Annotated in this window: 13 protein-coding genes; 12 read left to right on the top strand and 1 reads right to left on the bottom strand. The window is 61.8% G+C overall.

Annotated elements, in window-relative coordinates; all coding sequences use genetic code 11:
- Positions 1-195 precede the first annotated feature (195 nt).
- The 5 genes from P3T24_RS33885 to P3T24_RS33865 all read left to right on the top strand — a co-directional run bounded on the left by P3T24_RS33885 (position 196) and on the right by P3T24_RS33865 (position 7599).
- Positions 196-1437 (top strand): MFS transporter, encoded by a 1242-nt coding sequence (locus P3T24_RS33885; RefSeq protein WP_429441126.1) that lies wholly within the window; start codon positions 196-198, stop codon positions 1435-1437.
- 349 nt (positions 1438-1786) lie between these two features.
- Entirely contained in the window at positions 1787-2950 is a 1164-nt protein-coding gene (gene carA, locus P3T24_RS33880; protein WP_429441124.1) for a glutamine-hydrolyzing carbamoyl-phosphate synthase small subunit, read from the top strand.
- Positions 2951-3166: 216 nt separating this feature from the next.
- Positions 3167-6421, top strand: coding sequence for a carbamoyl-phosphate synthase large subunit (gene carB, locus P3T24_RS33875; protein WP_429441121.1), 3255 nt, complete (start codon positions 3167-3169; stop codon positions 6419-6421).
- A gap of 153 nt (positions 6422-6574) precedes the next feature.
- On the top strand, positions 6575-7051 hold the full coding sequence (gene greA, locus P3T24_RS33870; RefSeq protein WP_074263878.1) for a transcription elongation factor GreA: 477 nt from the start codon (positions 6575-6577) through the stop codon (positions 7049-7051).
- 32 nt (positions 7052-7083) lie between these two features.
- A complete protein-coding gene (locus P3T24_RS33865; RefSeq protein ID WP_429288321.1) occupies positions 7084-7599 on the top strand; it encodes a DUF4149 domain-containing protein in 516 nt (171 codons plus the stop codon).
- Between the two features lie 97 nt (positions 7600-7696).
- Here the strand turns inward: P3T24_RS33865 and P3T24_RS33860 are convergent, their stop codons facing one another.
- Positions 7697-8257 carry a YhbY family RNA-binding protein gene (locus P3T24_RS33860; RefSeq protein WP_074263880.1) on the bottom strand — a complete coding sequence of 187 codons (561 nt, stop codon included), beginning with the start codon at positions 8255-8257 and terminating at the stop codon, positions 7697-7699.
- Between the two features lie 198 nt (positions 8258-8455).
- Between P3T24_RS33860 and P3T24_RS33855 the strand changes: the two genes are divergently transcribed.
- The 7 genes from P3T24_RS33855 to pstA all read left to right on the top strand — a co-directional run bounded on the left by P3T24_RS33855 (position 8456) and on the right by pstA (position 16930).
- Positions 8456-9118: an RlmE family RNA methyltransferase gene (locus P3T24_RS33855; protein ID WP_429288222.1), complete on the top strand. Its 663-nt coding sequence runs from the start codon at positions 8456-8458 to the stop codon at positions 9116-9118.
- Between the two features lie 192 nt (positions 9119-9310).
- The gene (ftsH, locus tag P3T24_RS33850; RefSeq protein ID WP_074263882.1) at positions 9311-11200 is read left to right on the top strand and encodes an ATP-dependent zinc metalloprotease FtsH; all 1890 of its coding nucleotides are present in this window, start codon (positions 9311-9313) and stop codon (positions 11198-11200) included.
- 197 nt (positions 11201-11397) lie between these two features.
- On the top strand, positions 11398-12210 hold the full coding sequence (gene folP / locus P3T24_RS33845) for a dihydropteroate synthase (protein ID WP_429441216.1): 813 nt from the start codon (positions 11398-11400) through the stop codon (positions 12208-12210).
- Between the two features lie 28 nt (positions 12211-12238).
- A complete protein-coding gene (gene glmM / locus P3T24_RS33840) occupies positions 12239-13597 on the top strand; it encodes a phosphoglucosamine mutase (RefSeq protein ID WP_074263884.1) in 1359 nt (452 codons plus the stop codon).
- 309 nt (positions 13598-13906) lie between these two features.
- On the top strand, positions 13907-14938 hold the full coding sequence (pstS, locus tag P3T24_RS33835) for a phosphate ABC transporter substrate-binding protein PstS (RefSeq protein WP_074263885.1): 1032 nt from the start codon (positions 13907-13909) through the stop codon (positions 14936-14938).
- A 112-nt stretch (positions 14939-15050) separates the two neighbouring features.
- Positions 15051-16037 (top strand): phosphate ABC transporter permease PstC, encoded by a 987-nt coding sequence (gene pstC / locus P3T24_RS33830; RefSeq protein ID WP_429404072.1) that lies wholly within the window; start codon positions 15051-15053, stop codon positions 16035-16037.
- On the top strand, positions 16034-16930 hold the full coding sequence (gene pstA, locus P3T24_RS33825; protein WP_429404074.1) for a phosphate ABC transporter permease PstA: 897 nt from the start codon (positions 16034-16036) through the stop codon (positions 16928-16930). The genes pstC and pstA overlap by 4 nt, the downstream gene beginning before the upstream one ends.
- Positions 16931-16937 lie beyond the last annotated feature (7 nt).

The following is a 16937-nucleotide window of genomic DNA, read 5'->3' as shown; positions in this document are numbered from 1 at the left end:
GGCTTCCACGGAAGTGGCCACATGCGTTGCGGGGGCAGCGCATGAATTGCGCTCCGATCCACTTCTCGTTTTTCAACGCCGTCACCTGTGGTGACGGCGTTTTCATTTCAGGGTCTCTGCAGGGGCTTTCCGGCAGTTCCTTGCGTTTTCCTTTATCGTTTGTGCTTTCGCCAGACCAGAAACTGCCTTTTACCCATGTCGTCCACCCAGCTTCGCGTGTTCCTGCTGTTCTCCGCCGGCTACTTCGTCTCCTATGTCTTTCGCGGCGTCAATCTCGGCTTCGCGCCACTCATCACGCATGATCTGGGTCTATCCGCTGCCGATCTTGGCCTGCTGACGAGTCTCTACTTCCTTGGCTTCGCCGGCGCCCAGATTCCAGCGGGCGTGCTGCTCGACCACTATGGCACGCGCCGCGTCACCGCCGGCACGCTGCTGTTTGCGGCAGCGGGGATCTGGGTATTCGGGACGGCGCACGGTATCGGCACGATGATGCTAGGGCGCCTTTTGATCGGCGTCGGCGTGTCGGTCTGCCTCGGCGCGGCGTTCAAGGCGCTGGCGCAGTATTTCGAGCCCGCGCGGCTGCCGCTCGTCAACGGCCTCGTGATGGCGGTGGGCGGTCTGGGCGGCGTGGTCGTGGGTTCGCCGTTGACCTGGGTGCTGACGTTCGCGAGCTGGCGGGCAGTCTGTGGCGGCCTGGGCGTGCTGACCATCCTGGTGGCGCTCGCTTTGTGGACGCTCGCGCCGGAAAAACGCGAAAAGCATCACGGGACGAGTCTCGCTGGACAGTTCAAAGGCACGTGGCACATCCTCAAAAGCGCGGCTTTCTGGAAGATCGCGTCGTTTTCTGTCGTCACCCAAGGCGTGTTCTATTCGATGCAGTCGCTGTGGGTCGGCGCATGGATGCGCGATGTGATGGGCTTTGCCCCCCGTGAGGCCGCAGCGCTCGTATCCATTCTCGGTGTCGCGATGATGGCCGGCTGTGTCGGTTTTGGCGCTGCGGCGCGCAGTCTGGAAAGGCGCGGCGTCTCGCTCTACGCCTTCTGCGGAATCGGCATGGCGCTCTTCGTGGTCACCCAGGTGCTCATCATGCTTCGCGCGCCGTTGCCCGCAGGCCTGTTGTGGGCGGCATACGGCATCTTCGGTGGGACGGGCATTCTCAGCTACGCGGTATTGGCGCGTCATCTCCCGCAGCAGCTGATCGGGCGCGGCAACACCACGCTGACGCTGATTCTTTTTCTGCTGATTTTCGGTTTCCAGATTGGCGTCGGCGCGGTGCTATCGCTCTGGCCCGCCGACGCCGGCCACTATCCGGCCGCCGCGCACCTAACCGCCTGGAGCGTTCTGGTCGCGCTTCAGATCGCCAGCGCGATCTGGTACGTATTGCCGAGCCGTGCGCTGGCGAAGCCGATCCATCTGCAGGCCGAACATCCGTCGTGATGCGCTGAAACCCTTGTGGATAAAGGCGCCCATGCGCCGTTCGGGGCTCCGCGCCCCGTTCCCGTCCCATCTCAGATTTGGAGGGAAGGGCACTTTCGGGCTATAATTCCAAGGTTTGAGCTTATCAACCCGCACCCTAGCGCCTACCTCTCCCATACCGTTCATCCGCCGCGCGCGGCTGACGCACCGCACCCAGCCGATCAGTCCACACAATGGATCCATCGCGCCCTTGCGACGTCTGCTGTGACACGCGAGCGAGCCTGCGCGCGCATCCACCGATGCATCTCGCTGCGGCTCGCACGGCTCGGATAGACAGGTCGGCACAGGGTGCTCCCCCAAGGAGTCTCCCGTGTTGCCGTCTTTTTCTCCCGCTCTGCTCGCGCTCGCCGACGGCACGGTCTTTCGTGGCTACTCGATCGGCGCTCCCGGCCATACGATTGGCGAAGTCGTTTTCAACACCGCGATCACCGGTTACCAGGAAATCCTGACTGACCCGAGCTATGCGCGTCAGATTGTGACCCTCACGTATCCGCATATCGGCAACGTCGGCGTGAACGCCGAGGATGTCGAAGCCTCGAAAGTCCATGCCGCCGGTCTGATCATCCGCGACCTGCCGGTTCTTGCATCGAACTTCCGCATGGAGCGCACGCTCTCGCAATACCTGCAGGACGAAGGCGTGGTTGCCATTGCCGGCCTCGACACGCGCAAGCTGACCCGCGTGCTGCGCGACAAGGGGGCGCAGAATGGCGCGATCCTCGCCGGCTCGGATGACGAAGCCAAGGCAATCGAGCTAGCCCGCTCGTTCCCGGGTCTGGCCGGCATGGACCTGGCGAAGGTCGTGTCGACCACGGAATCGTTCGAATGGACGCAGACCGAATGGCGTCTGGGCGAAGGCTACGGCACGCAGAAGGCGCCGAAGTATCGCGTGGTCGCGTTCGACTACGGCGTGAAGTACAACATCCTGCGCATGCTGGCTGAGCGCGGTTGCCACGTCACCGTGCTGCCGGCGCAGGCTACCGCAGCAGATGCGCTCGCGCTCAATCCGGACGGCGTGTTCCTGTCGAACGGCCCGGGCGACCCGGAACCGTGCGACTACGCGATCGAGGCCACCAAAGAACTGATCGGACGCGGCATCCCGACTTTCGGCATTTGCCTCGGTCATCAGATCATGGGCCTCGCGGTCGGCGCGAAGACCATGAAGATGAAGACCGGTCACCACGGCGCGAACCATCCGGTGAAGGATCTGGACGACGGTCGCGTTGTCATCACGTCGCAGAACCACGGTTTCGCAGTCGACGCCGCTACGCTGCCCGCCAACGCACGTGCCACGCACGTGTCGCTGTTCGACGGCACGCTGCAGGGCTTCGCGCTGACCGACAAGCCGGCCTTCTGCTTCCAGGGGCACCCGGAAGCGTCGCCTGGCCCGCACGATATTGCTTATCTGTTCGATCGCTTCACCGGCTTGATGGATCACAAGAAAGCCGGCAAGACGGCAACTGCAGCGGCGGCTTGAGGCGTCAGCTTATGGGGTGTTCGCCAAAGGCGACCACCCAGGACGCCTGCGTCAGGCGGAGCCCCGGAAGATTTAACGCCGGGCCGCTCTGCGGACAAACAGAACAGAGCGCGCCGCCACAGTTGCAACGTGGAGCCACCGCAGCAACACCGGCCCCGGCAGCAGCGGCGAAGCGCGCCAACGGAAAGAACTCAGGAATACATTAGCGAGAGCGTTATGCCCAAGCGGACAGACATTAAAAGCATCCTCATCATCGGCGCGGGTCCGATCATCATCGGCCAGGCGTGCGAGTTCGACTACTCGGGCGCCCAGGCGTGCAAAGCGCTGCGTGAGGAAGGCTACAAGGTCATTCTCGTCAACAGCAATCCGGCGACGATCATGACCGACCCGAACACGGCCGACGTGACTTACATCGAGCCGATCACGTGGGAAGTGGTGGAACGCATCATCGCCAAGGAGCGCCCCGACGCGATCCTCCCGACGATGGGTGGCCAGACCGCGCTGAACTGCGCGCTCGACCTGCACGCACACGGCGTGCTCGAGAAGTACAAGGTCGAACTGATCGGCGCATCGCCGGAAGCCATCGACAAGGCGGAAGACCGTCAGAAGTTCAAGGACGCGATGACCAAGATCGGTCTCGGTTCGGCCAAGTCGGGCACCGCGCATTCGATGGAAGAAGCGTTGCAGGTGCAGGCGCAGATCGCGGTGGAAACGGGCAGCGGCGGGTACCCGGTGGTGATCCGTCCGTCGTTCACGCTTGGCGGCTCGGGTGGCGGCATTGCATACAACCGCGAAGAGTTCGAAGAAATCTGCAAGCGCGGTCTGGACCTGTCGCCCACGCGCGAACTGCTGATCGAAGAATCGTTGCTCGGCTGGAAAGAGTACGAGATGGAAGTGGTCCGCGACAAGAAGGACAACTGCATCATCGTGTGCTCGATCGAAAACCTGGACCCCATGGGCATCCACACCGGCGACTCGATCACCGTTGCGCCGGCGCAGACGCTCACGGACAAGGAATACCAGATCCTGCGTAACGCATCGCTCGCGGTGCTGCGCGAAATCGGCGTGGATACAGGCGGCTCGAACGTACAGTTCTCGATCAATCCGAAAGACGGCCGGATGATCGTGATCGAAATGAATCCGCGCGTGTCGCGTTCGTCGGCACTGGCCTCGAAGGCGACTGGTTTCCCAATCGCGAAGGTTGCGGCGAAGCTCGCCTGCGGCTACACGCTCGATGAACTGAAGAACGAAATCACCGGCGGTCAGACCCCGGCTTCTTTCGAACCGACCATCGACTACGTCGTCACCAAGATCCCACGTTTCGCGTTCGAGAAATTCCGCGAGGCCGATTCGCGTCTGACCACGCAGATGAAGTCAGTTGGCGAAGTGATGGCGATTGGCCGCACTTTCCAGGAGTCGTTCCAGAAGGCGCTGCGCGGTCTCGAAGTCGGCGTGGACGGTCTTGATGAAAAGACCACCAGCCGCGACGAGGTCATCCGCGAGATCGGCGAAGCCGGTCCGGACCGCATCTGGTACGTGGGCGACGCGTTCCGTATCGGCATGAGCGCCGAGGAAATCTTCGAAGAGACTTCGATCGACCCGTGGTTCCTCGCGCAGATCGAACAGATCGTGCTGAAGGAAAAGGCGCTAGGCGGCCGCACGCTCACGAGCCTGTCGAAGGAAGAACTGAAGTATCTGAAGCAGAGCGGCTTCTCGGACCGGCGTCTCGCCAAGCTGCTCGGCGCGAAGCCGGCCGAAGTGCGTCAACGTCGGATTGAGTTGAACGTGCGTCCGGTCTACAAGCGCGTCGACACTTGCGCGGCCGAATTCGCCACCAAGACCGCATACATGTACTCGACCTACGAGGAAGAGTGCGAAGCGAATCCCACCAGTAACAAGAAGATCATGGTGCTGGGCGGCGGTCCGAACCGGATCGGCCAGGGCATCGAGTTCGACTATTGCTGCGTGCACGCCGCGCTCGCGATGCGCGAAGACGGCTACGAAACGATCATGGTCAACTGCAACCCTGAAACCGTTTCGACCGACTACGACACGTCCGATCGTCTGTACTTCGAATCGTTGACGCTCGAAGACGTGCTGGAAATCGTCGACAAGGAAAAGCCGGTCGGCGTGATCGTGCAGTATGGTGGTCAAACGCCGCTGAAGCTTGCGCTCGATCTCGAAGCGAACGGCGTGCCGATCATCGGCACCTCGCCGGACATGATCGACGCCGCCGAAGACCGCGAGCGTTTCCAGAAGCTGCTGCAGGGCCTCGGCCTGCGCCAGCCGCCGAATCGTACCGCCCGCGCTGAAGACGAAGCGCTGAAGCTCGCCGACGAAATCGGCTACCCGCTCGTCGTCCGTCCGTCGTATGTGCTGGGCGGCCGCGCCATGGAAATCGTCCACGAGCCGCGCGACCTCGAGCGCTATATGCGCGAGGCCGTGAAGGTATCGAACGATTCGCCGGTGCTGCTCGACCGCTTCCTCAACGACGCAATCGAATGCGACGTGGATTGCATCTCCGATGGCGAAGCCGTGTTTATCGGTGGCGTGATGGAGCACATCGAACAGGCGGGCGTCCACTCGGGCGACTCCGCCTGCTCGCTGCCGCCGTATTCGCTGTCGAAGGAAACCGTGGCGGAACTGAAGCGTCAAACCGGCGCGATGGCCCGGGCACTGAACGTGATCGGCCTGATGAACGTGCAGTTCGCAATCCAGCAAGTGCCGCAGGCGGACGGTTCGAAAGAGGACGTGATCTACGTGCTCGAAGTGAACCCGCGCGCCTCGCGTACGGTACCGTATGTGTCTAAGGCGACCAGCCTGCCGCTCGCCAAGATCGCCGCGCGTGCGATGGTCGGCCAGACGCTGGCGCAGCAGGGCGTGACAAAGGAAATCGATCCGCCGTACTTCAGCGTGAAGGAAGCGGTGTTCCCGTTCGTCAAGTTCCCGACCGTTGACCCGGTGCTCGGACCTGAAATGCGTTCGACCGGCGAGGTGATGGGTGTGGGCCAGACCTTCGGTGAAGCGCTGTTCAAGTCGCAGCTTGCCGCAGGTTCGCGTTTGCCGGAGTCGGGCACGGTGCTGCTGACCGTGATGGACGCCGACAAGCCGAAGGCCGTCGAAGTCGCGCGCATGCTGCACGAACTCGGCTATCCGATCGTCGCGACCAAGGGTACGGCTGCCGCAATCGAAGCGGCTGGCGTGCCGGTCAAGGTCGTCAACAAGGTGAAAGACGGCCGTCCGCACATCGTGGATATGATCAAGAACGCAGAGATCGCGCTGGTCTTCACGACCGTCGACGAAACCCGCGCGGCGATCGCCGATTCGCGTTCAATCCGCATGAGCGCGCAGGCGAACAAGGTCACGTACTACACGACGATGTCGGGTGCGCGGGCTGCCGTCGAAGGGTTGCGGTATTTGAAGGACCTGGAAGTCTATGATTTACAAGGACTCCATGCTCGCCTAAACTAAGGCTTCGAATACCTGTCCAAGATGTAAGTGCCGCGGTTAAGCGGCGTCCCTCAAGGTACCGGCATGGGCTTTGCCCGGGCTCAGGTGCCAGCGGGGATGCACTTAACCGCGGTGATTTTTTTTACGGCCGTTTTTTTGCCACTAGAGCTGTTTATGAGCACTATTCCATTGACGACGCGTGGCGCCAAGAAGCTGCGCGATGAACTACAGCATCTGAAATCGGTTGAACGTCCGGCGGTCGTCAACTCGATCGCTGAAGCGCGTGCCCAGGGCGACCTGTCGGAAAACGCCGAATACGACGCTGCGAAAGAAAAGCAGGGCTTTATCGAGGGCCGCATTGCGGAAATCGAGTCGAAGCTGGCTGGCGCTCAGATTATCGATCCCGCTGCGGTAGACGCGGACGGCCGCATCGTGTTCGGTGCGACTGTGGAGCTGGAAGACCTGAAATCAGGGGCTTCGGTGAAGTATCAGATTGTCGGCGACGACGAAGCGGACCTCGAGCACGGCCTGATCTCGATCAGTTCGCCGATCGCGCGCGCCCTGATCGGCAAGTCCGAGGGCGACGTGGCGTCGGTGCAGGCGCCCGGCGGCGTGCGCGAGTACGAAATCATCGCCGTCAGCTACGTCTGAAGAGGGCTCAGGTGTCTACCCCGCTGTCTCCCATGCCGCACAGGGTGTTCCGGCTACTGACCGTCATCTGGGTCGGGAGTCTGCTCACCATCGGCTATGCGGTGGCGCCTGTGTTGTTTACTTCGCTTGATCGGGCTGCGGCGGGCGAGGTCGCGGCGCAACTGTTTCGCATCGAAGGCGTGCTTGGCGTGGTGTGCGGCGTGCTGTTGCTTGGGCTCGCCAACGTGCTGATCCGTCGCGGCAACGATGCTTATCGCCGTCTGCGCTGGCTGATCGCCGGGATGGTGGTGTGCGTGCTGCTCGGTTACTTCGCGCTGCAGCCGTTCATGAATGCAATCCGCATGGCTGCGCTGGCGGCCGGCACGGATGTCGCCCATTCGCCGGATGCGATGCGCTTCGGCGTGCTGCATGGCGTGTCGAGCCTGTTTTATCTGATCGAGAGCTTGCTCGCAGTGGCGCTGGTGTGGAAGCTGCCCACCAACGCGACGGCTGGGCTGACCGGGCAAGAAGAAGTCCGGGGCGCAGCGGGTAAGGGTGTTGCCGGTTAGATACCGCTGGTTGGCACCAGTCAATCAATAGTCGATCAACGCAACGCGCAACGCTGCGGGCAGGGCGCCCGCAGCCTCTTCAGCTTTCACGCAGAGATTACTTGACCGACTGGTGCGGACGCTTGGCGCTGGCCTGGCGTTTCTTGGCGCGCTTGATATTGCCGCCTTGCGTGACGCGTTCGTTACCGCGCACCACGACCTTCTTGGGCTTCGGCTTGCGCATCGGGATTTCGGACGGTTTGACCACCGTCACGACGCGCGGGGCGCGGCCTTTACCGGGCTTGGCATCTTCAGCCGCCGCCTGACGGGCGCTCGGCAGTTCGCCACGACGCACGCTCGGCAACTCGCCGCGTTTAGCACGGGTGGCGGCCGGCTTGGCTGCAGCTTCGGGCTTCCAGATCACCAGCAGCTTGCCGATGTGCTGGATCGGCGCCGCATTCAGCGTGTCGCAGATCTGTTCGTAGACCGCGAGCCGTTCCTCGCGTTCGTCGCCGAACACCCGGATCTTGATCAGTTGATGGGCGCCCAGGTGGACCTTGATTTCGGCCAGCACGGCGTCGGTCAAGCCCTCGGCGCCGATGAGCACGACCGGTTTGAGCGCATGTGCCTGGGAGCGCAACTCGGCGCGTTGATCGGAAGAGACTTTGAGGGCTGGCATGGAAAGTGGGAGACTCGACTAAAATGGCGGCGCCTGCATTTCCGATCGCTTCGGTCGATCGCGCAGGGCGGCGCGTCAGAACAACAGAGAACGCGGTTGATGGCCCCGAGGGTGAGACCCATGGAGCGGCAGCCGCGCGAATAAAACGCGTATTATCCGCTAAAAGCGCGGCATCACGCAGCAAGAGTTCAACGGTTAATGGCAAAAAACAAATTCAACACCTCGTGGCTGCACGATCACATCAATGATCCGTACGTGAAACTGGCGCAGCGGGAGGGCTATCGCGCCCGCGCAGCCTACAAACTGAAGGAAATCGACGAACAGGACAAGCTGATCCGTCCCGGCCAGGTGATTGTCGATCTCGGCTCGGCGCCCGGCAGCTGGAGCCAGTACGTCCGCAACAAGCTGGCACAGGGCGCGAAGCGCGATGCGACGCGCGAAGGCGGCATCGACGGCACGATCATCGCGCTCGACCTGCTGCCCATGGAGCCGATTGCCGACGTCATCTTCATTCAGGGCGACTTCCGCGAGGACTCGGTTCTGCACCAGCTGGAAGAATTGGTAGGAGCGCGTCAGGTCGACCTTGTAATTTCCGATATGGCGCCCAACCTGTCGGGAGTGGCGCTGGCGGATGCCGCGCGAATCGAGCATGTCTGCGATCTCGCGCTGGAATTCTCCCAGAATCACCTGAAGCCAGATGGTGCCCTTTTAGTCAAATGCTTTCACGGCAGCGGTTACAGCCAGATTGTCGAGAAGTTCAAGCAGCAGTTTAAGACGGTGGCCGCGCGTAAGCCGAAAGCGTCTCGCGACAAATCGTCCGAAACTTTTATTTTGGGTAAGCATCTGAAACGGCCCGGTTGAATGGGCGCTCCGTAGGCATCCCGCGACATTTTTGAGTCCCGGAATTGTCGGAAAAGCGGCACTGGAACAGCGTTTTGCGCTATTTATGTGGTAGCGAAACGTTATGGCAGGGGTCTGCGGACTGGATTAGAATGCTTTAGTGGTGCCGCAAGGCAAATGTAGGCGCCCGTCTATGAGTGAAGGAGTGGTGCTTTGAACAACAATATGTTTTCGAAGGCAGCAGTGTGGCTGGTTATCGCACTGGTGCTGTTTACGGTGTTCAAGCAGTTCGATAAGCCCCGGGTCCAGGAAGGCGTTTCCTATTCGCAGTTCATGGATGACGCAAAGAACGGCAAGGTCAAGAACGTCATCGTTCAGGGGCGTAACCTCACGGTCACTCCAGCAGACGGCCAGAAGTACCAGATCGTGTCGCCCGGCGACATCTGGATGGTCGGCGACCTGATGAAGTATGGCGTTCAGGTGAGCGGCAAGGCCGATGACGAACCGAACGCGCTTGTGTCCGCGCTGTACTACCTCGGACCAACAATCCTGATTATCGGGTTCTGGTTCTACATGATGAGACAGATGCAGGGAGGCGGGAAAGGGGGTGCGTTCTCGTTCGGCAAGTCCCGTGCACGTCTGATCGACGAGAACAACAACGCAATCAATTTCACTGACGTCGCCGGTTGCGACGAAGCCAAGGAAGAGGTCTCCGAACTGGTCGACTTCCTGCGCGATCCACAGAAATTCCAGAAGCTAGGCGGGCGGATACCGCGCGGCGTGCTGCTCGTCGGGCCACCGGGAACCGGTAAGACGCTGCTCGCGCGTGCGATCGCCGGCGAAGCCAAGGTGCCGTTCTTCAGCATTTCGGGTTCTGACTTCGTGGAAATGTTCGTCGGCGTCGGCGCGGCTCGTGTGCGCGACATGTTCGAACAGGCCAAGAAGCATGCGCCGTGTATCGTGTTCATCGACGAAATCGACGCGGTCGGCCGTCATCGTGGCGCCGGCATGGGCGGCGGTAACGACGAGCGCGAACAGACGCTGAACCAGATGCTGGTGGAAATGGACGGCTTCGAAGCGAATTCAGGCGTGATCGTGATCGCTGCCACGAACCGTTCGGATGTGCTGGACAAGGCGCTGCTGCGTCCGGGCCGTTTCGACCGCCAGGTGTATGTCGGTCTGCCGGATATCCGCGGCCGCGAACACATCATGAAGGTCCACCTGCGCAAGGTACCTATCTCGAACGACGTCGACGCAGCGGTTATCGCACGCGGCACGCCGGGTTTCTCGGGTGCTGATCTCGCGAATCTCGTGAACGAAGCAGCGCTGTTTGCGGCTCGCCGCGGCAAGCGCATCGTCGAGATGATCGATTTCGAAGATGCGAAGGACAAGATTTTCATGGGTCCGGAGCGCAAGTCGGCCGTGATCCGCGAAGAATCGAAGCGCGCTACGGCGTACCACGAGTCGGGCCACGCGGTCATCGCCAAGCTGTTGCCGAAGGCCGATCCGGTGCACAAGGTCACCATCATCCCGCGCGGTCGCGCTTTGGGTGTGACGTGGCAGTTGCCGGAGCACGACAACGAAACGTATTCGAAGGACTATCTGCTGGATCGTCTGGCGATTCTGTTCGGTGGCCGGGTCGCGGAAGAGCTGTTCCTGAACCTGATCAGCACCGGCGCGTCGGACGACTTCAACAAGGCAACGGCTACGGCCCGCGCCATGGTGGCCCGTTTCGGCATGACCGATGCGCTCGGACCGATGGTCTACGTCGACGACGAGAACGACGCTACGCCGTTTGGCCGCGGTTTCACGCGGACCATTTCGGAAGCGACACAACAGAAGGTCGACGCGGAAATCCGCCGCGTGCTGGACGAGCAGTACAACCTCGCGAAGCGCCTTCTGGAAGATAACCGGGACAAGGTCGAAGCGATGACCTCCGCCCTGATGGAGTGGGAAACGATCGACGCCGATCAGATCAACGACATCATGGCAGGCCGTCCGCCGCGCGCCCCGAAGAGTTCGCCGCCGTCGGCAACGGACGCTTCCTCGGGTGGCAGCACGGGTAGTGAGGTGAAGCCGGGCAGCGCGACTGCACCGGCCTGATCGAAGCCACGTTCAACTTGCGGGCCGGTGTGATTCCACACCGGCCCGTTTTGCATTCTTCGTTATTCATCCGCCCGATTCGCCCAATTACCCGCTGCATGGTCCGTCACGTGTCGAATACCGCACTACCGTATCTCCCCGAACCTGAGCCGTTGCAATGCGGCCGCTTTACGCTGAGCTTCGAGCGGCCGTTGGTGATGGGCATTCTGAACGTCACACCCGACTCGTTCTCCGATGGCGGCAAGTTCGAAATGCGCGGAGATGCTTTGCGGCAGGCCGAGCGGATGATGCTCGATGGCGCGGATCTGATCGATATCGGCGGCGAATCGACCCGTCCCGGCGCACCGCCGGTGCCGCTCGATGAAGAGCTGGAGCGGGTGATACCGCTCATCGAACAGTTGCACGACGCCCAGGTACCGCTATCGGTCGATACCTACAAGCCCGAGGTGATGCGCCACGCGCTGGCCGCCGGCGCGGACCTGATCAACGACATCTGGGGCTTCCGGAGGCCCGGCGCCATCGACGCCGTGCGCGACAGTCGATGCGGGCTCTGCGTCATGCATATGCTCGGTGAGCCGCAGACCATGCAGGTGGGTGAACCGGCCTATGAGGATGTCGTCAGCGAGGTGCGGACGTTTCTCGAGCAGCGGGTCGCAGCGTTGATGCAGGCAGGGATCGCAAAACGGCGCATCAGCGTCGACCCCGGATTCGGTTTCGGCAAGGCCGTGGTCGAACACAACTACGCCTTGCTGGCCCACTTGCCGGAGACGGCACCGCGCGGCGAGCCGCCGTTTGCCGCACCGGTTCCCATTCTGGCCGGCATGTCGCGCAAGTCGATGCTGGGCGCGGTCACCGGCCGGGCGGCGTCGGAGCGCGTGGCTGCAAGCGTGGCCGCAGCCATCTGCGCAGCCGAACGCGGGGCTGCGATACTGCGCGTGCACGATGTCGCAGAAACAGTCGATGGATTAAAAGTTTGGGCAGCCATGCGCGACGCAACGCGTCGCAGCTGACCCTTCGAAGAAAGAGGAAAACATAACGATGGCACGTCGCTTTTTCGGTACTGATGGCATTCGGGGCAAGGTCGGCGAGGGCCCGATCACACCAGATTTCGTGTTGAGGCTCGGTTACGCCGCCGGCAAGGTGCTGGCGGGCGGGGATCGCTGGGCTCACACCGGCCAACGCCCGACGGTCCTGATCGGCAAGGACACGCGCGTTTCGGGCTACATGCTCGAAGCCGCACTTGAGTCGGGATTCTCCGCGGCAGGCGTCGACGTGATGCTGGCCGGCCCGATGCCGACACCGGGCATCGCTTACCTGACACGCGCGCTGCGGCTTGCAGCGGGGGTGGTGATCAGCGCGTCGCACAACCCGTACTACGACAACGGGATCAAGTTCTTCTCGGCCCACGGCGACAAGCTGCCCGACGAGGTCGAACTGAAGATCGAAGAGCAACTGGATCAGCCGCTCGCTTGCGCCGCCTCGGAGCAACTGGGCAAGGCGCGCCGTCTCGATGACGCGGCCGGCCGCTATATCGAGTTCTGCAAGAGCACGTTCCCGGCGGCTTTCGACCTGCGCGGCATGCGGCTGGTGGTCGATTGCGCGCACGGGGCTGCGTATGACATCGCGCCACATGTGTTCCACGAACTTGGGGCCGACGTAATCCCGATCGGCGTGGCGCCGAACGGCTTCAACATTAACGACGGCGTCGGCGCGACCGCTCCGGACGCGTTGGTCCGCGCGGTGAGGGCGAACCATGCCGATCTCGGCATTGCGCTCGACGGTGACGCCGACCGTCTGCAGGTCGTCGACTCGGCCGGCCGCCTCTATAACGGCGACGAGCTGCTGTATGTGCTGGTCAAAGACCGTATCGAGACGGACGGCAAGGTGGAAGGCGCAGTCGGCACCCTGATGACCAATATGGCGGTCGAAGTGGCGTTGCAGCATGCAGGCGTGAAGTTCGTGCGAGCGGCCGTCGGCGACCGCTACGTGCTCGAGCAATTGCGCGAACACGGCTGGCAACTGGGCGCCGAGGGCTCGGGACACATCCTCTCGCTCGATCGTCATTCGACCGGTGACGGAATCGTGTCATCGCTGCTGGTGCTCGCCGCCATGAAGCGTAGCGGCAAGACGCTCGCGCAACTGCTCGAAGGCGTGACGCTGTTCCCGCAGAAGCTGATCAACGTGCGCATGCAACCGGGCGCCGACTGGAAGGCGAGCGATGAGATCCGCCGCGCGATTAGCGCAGCCGAGGCGTCCCTGGACGGACATGGCCGCGTATTGATTCGCGCTTCCGGCACCGAGCCGGTCCTGCGCGTGATGGTCGAGGCCCAGCATGTGAACGACGCGGTCCAGCACGCCGAGACAATTGCCAGCGCGGTCAAGCAGGCTACCGCCTGACGGCTAAGCGTTGCGTACCGCCGGGTAGGGACGTGGCCGAGCAAGGCGCCGTCCTTACTCGCGGCTTCCATTTTATCCGCCAGCCTTCCAGAACCCCTTCATCCGCACGCAAACGTTGCCGCGGCGTATTTTTCGCCTAATCTCTACACACATGGCGAAAACGTCGTTCAAACAGCTTTCATCTCCCTGATTTTTCTTTCATTTCAGTAACCTTATTGTCACGTGTGATTCACGATACGTCACGTTACTGTCACAAATAGCCCCTATTCTTCGCGGTGTCCTGTAATCCGCTCACACCCTGGAGATCACATGAAATTGATGCAAACCGCGTTCGCTGGCCTGGCTGGCGCGCTCTTCGCGATCGCTGCTCAAGCCGCCGACATCACCGGCGCGGGCAGCACCTTTGCAGCACCCATCTATACGAAGTGGGCTGACGCTTATCAAAAGTCGGGCGGCGGTAAGGTCAACTATCAAGGTATCGGTTCGTCGGGCGGTATCAAGCAGATCATCGCCAAGACGGTCGATTTCGCAGGCTCGGATGCTCCGCTGAAGGACGACGAACTGGCCAAGGACGGCCTGTTCCAGTTCCCGACGGTGGTCGGCGGCGTGGTGCCGGTGGTGAACCTGCCGGGCGTGACCCCGGGCCAACTGACGCTGTCGGGCGAAGTGCTCGGCGACATCTACCTGGGCAAGATCAAGAAGTGGAACGATCCGGCGATCGTTGCACTGAACCCGAAGGCAAAGCTGCCGGATACGGACATCGCGGTGGTTCGCCGTGCTGACGGTTCGGGCACCAGCTTCATCTGGACGAACTACCTGTCGAAGGTCAACGCTGACTGGAAGTCGAAGGTCGGTGAAGGCGCAACGGTCAGCTGGCCGACGGGCACAGGCGGCAAGGGCAACGACGGCGTCGCAGCCTTCGTGCAACGTCTGCCGGGCGCAATCGGTTACGTCGAATGGGCGTACGCGAAGCAAAACAAGATGGTGTTCGTCGACATGAAGAATGCGGCAGGCACCGTGGTTGAGCCGAAGACGGAGACGTTCAAGGCAGCGGCTGCTGGCGCGGACTGGTCGAAGTCGTTCTACCAGATCCTGACGAACGAGCCGGGCAAGGACGCATGGCCGATCGTCGGCGCAACGTTCGTGCTGCTGCACACGACCCAGGACAAGGCACCGCAAGGCACCGAAACGCTGAAGTTCTTCGACTGGGCGTTCAAGAATGGTTCGGGCGCTGCTGACAGCCTCGACTACATCTCGCTGCCGGAATCGGTTGTGACGGAAATCAAGTCGCAGTGGAAGGAAAAAGTGAAGGACGCATCGGGCAAGTCAGTCGCCGAGTAAGCGTCGAACGCGTAGTAACAAGCCGCCCAGCCTCATGTGAGGCTGGGCGGCTGTAGTACTGGTTGCATGGCGTAGTGTCATGCAGCGTATGGTTACAGGTACATAGGTTCCCATGTCCGACATCCCCCTCGTGTCGAGCACGTCCGGCAGCGCGGCGCAGCAGAAAGCGCCCAGTCGCGCCGGCGACGTCATTTTCGGCGGTCTCGCGCGCCTTGCCGCGATCATCACGCTCCTGCTGCTCGGCGGCATCATCCTTTCGCTGATCATCGCCTCATGGCCGTCGATCAAGGAGTTCGGTCTGAGCTTCTTGTGGACCGCCGACTGGGATCCACCCAGCAAGAAATTCGGCGCGCTGGTGCCGATCTACGGCACGATCGCGACCTCGATCATTGCTCTCGTTATTGCGGTGCCAGTCAGCTTCGGCATTGCGCTGTTCCTCACTGAGCTCGCGCCTGCATGGCTGCGCCGGCCGCTCGGCATTGCCATCGAACTGCTCGCCGCGATCCCTTCGATCGTCTACGGCATGTGGGGTCTGCTGGTGTTCGCACCGATCTTCGCCACCTGGTTTGAAAAGCCGCTGGGCGCCGTGCTCGGCAGCGTGCCGTTCATCGGCGCGTTCTTCCAGGGGCCGCCCATCGGCATCGGCATTTTGTGTGCGGGCGTGATTCTCGCGATCATGATCATTCCGTACATCGCCTCGGTGATGCGCGACGTGTTCGAAGTCACGCCAGTCCTGCTGAAGGAATCGGCATATGGCATCGGCTGCACGACCTGGGAAGTGATGTGGAAGATCGTGCTGCCGTTCACCAAGAGTGGCGTGATCGGCGGCGTGATGCTGGGTCTTGGCCGTGCTCTCGGTGAGACGATGGCCGTCACGTTCGTGATCGGCAACACCAATCTGCTCGACAACGTCTCGCTGTTCTCGCCGGGTAACAGTATTACCTCGGCGCTCGCCAACGAATTCGCGGAAGCGGATCCGGGTCTGCATACGTCAGCGCTGATGGAACTGGGCCTGATCCTGTTTGTGATTACCTTCATCGTCCTTGCGATCTCGAAGGTCATGCTGCTTCGCCTCGAGAAAGGGGAGGGCGCAAAATGAGCCAGCCCACCATGAATATGCCGGGTTCGGCGGATCCCGCTGCACTGGAGGCAATGCGCGTCAAGCTGCAAGGTCGCCGCCGTATCAAGAATGCGATTGCGCTCACGCTCTCGCTCGCCGCGATGGCCTTTGGTCTCATCTGGCTTGTCTGGATTCTCTATACGACGCTGCGTCTGGGCGTCGGCGGTCTGTCGATCGAACTGTTCACGCAGAACACGCCGCCGCCGAACACCGATGGTGGGGGCTTGCAGAACGCGATTGTCGGCAGCCTGATGCTGATCGTGCTGGCGACGTTCGTCGGCACACCGATCGGCATTCTGGCCGGCGTCTATCTGGCCGAATACGGTCAGAAGGGCTGGCTTGCCAGCGTGACGCGTTTTATCAACGACATCCTGTTGTCGGCGCCTTCGATCGTCGTGGGCCTGTTCGTCTATGCGCTGGTGGTGGCGAAGCTCGGTCACTTCAGCGGCTGGGCTGGTGTCTTCGCGCTCGCGCTGCTGCAGATTCCGATTGTGATTCGTACCACTGAAAATATGCTGAAGCTGGTGCCGAACGCGCTGCGTGAAGCGGCCTTTGCGCTTGGCACGCCGAAGTGGAAGATGGTGTTGTCGATTACGCTGAAGGCGTCGGTAGCCGGCATTATCACCGGCGTGCTGCTCGGCGTTGCCCGGATTGCCGGTGAAACCGCACCGTTGCTGTTCACCGCGATGTCGAATCAGTTCTTCTCGTGGAACATGAATCAGCCGGTCGCAAACTTGCCGGTCACGATCTATCAGTTTGCGATGAGCGCCTTCCCGCAGTGGCAATCGCTTGCCTGGGCCGGCGTCTTCCTGATCACGCTCGGGGTGCTGGGTTTGAACATCCTCGCGCGTACGATCTTTTCGAAAAAGTAAGGGCGGA

This window comes from Paraburkholderia sp. GAS33 (assembly GCF_050436645.1).
GTDB lineage: Bacteria > Pseudomonadota > Gammaproteobacteria > Burkholderiales > Burkholderiaceae > Paraburkholderia > Paraburkholderia phenazinium_B.
Note: the sequence above shows the minus strand (reverse complement) of the source record. Positions and strands in the feature narration are given on the sequence as shown.

Coding starts and splice junctions, on each gene's coding strand:
- P3T24_RS33885 (WP_429441126.1), top strand. CDS start 196: ATGTCGTCCACCCAGCTTCGCGTGTTCCTGCTGTTCTCCGCCGGCTAC.
- carB (WP_429441121.1), top strand. CDS start 3,167: ATGCCCAAGCGGACAGACATTAAAAGCATCCTCATCATCGGCGCGGGT.
- greA (WP_074263878.1), top strand. CDS start 6,575: ATGAGCACTATTCCATTGACGACGCGTGGCGCCAAGAAGCTGCGCGAT.
- P3T24_RS33865 (WP_429288321.1), top strand. CDS start 7,084: ATGCCGCACAGGGTGTTCCGGCTACTGACCGTCATCTGGGTCGGGAGT.
- P3T24_RS33860 (WP_074263880.1), bottom strand. CDS start 8,257: ATGCCAGCCCTCAAAGTCTCTTCCGATCAACGCGCCGAGTTGCGCTCC.
- P3T24_RS33855 (WP_429288222.1), top strand. CDS start 8,456: ATGGCAAAAAACAAATTCAACACCTCGTGGCTGCACGATCACATCAAT.
- folP (WP_429441216.1), top strand. CDS start 11,398: ATGGGCATTCTGAACGTCACACCCGACTCGTTCTCCGATGGCGGCAAG.
- glmM (WP_074263884.1), top strand. CDS start 12,239: ATGGCACGTCGCTTTTTCGGTACTGATGGCATTCGGGGCAAGGTCGGC.
- pstS (WP_074263885.1), top strand. CDS start 13,907: ATGAAATTGATGCAAACCGCGTTCGCTGGCCTGGCTGGCGCGCTCTTC.
- pstC (WP_429404072.1), top strand. CDS start 15,051: ATGTCCGACATCCCCCTCGTGTCGAGCACGTCCGGCAGCGCGGCGCAG.
- pstA (WP_429404074.1), top strand. CDS start 16,034: ATGAGCCAGCCCACCATGAATATGCCGGGTTCGGCGGATCCCGCTGCA.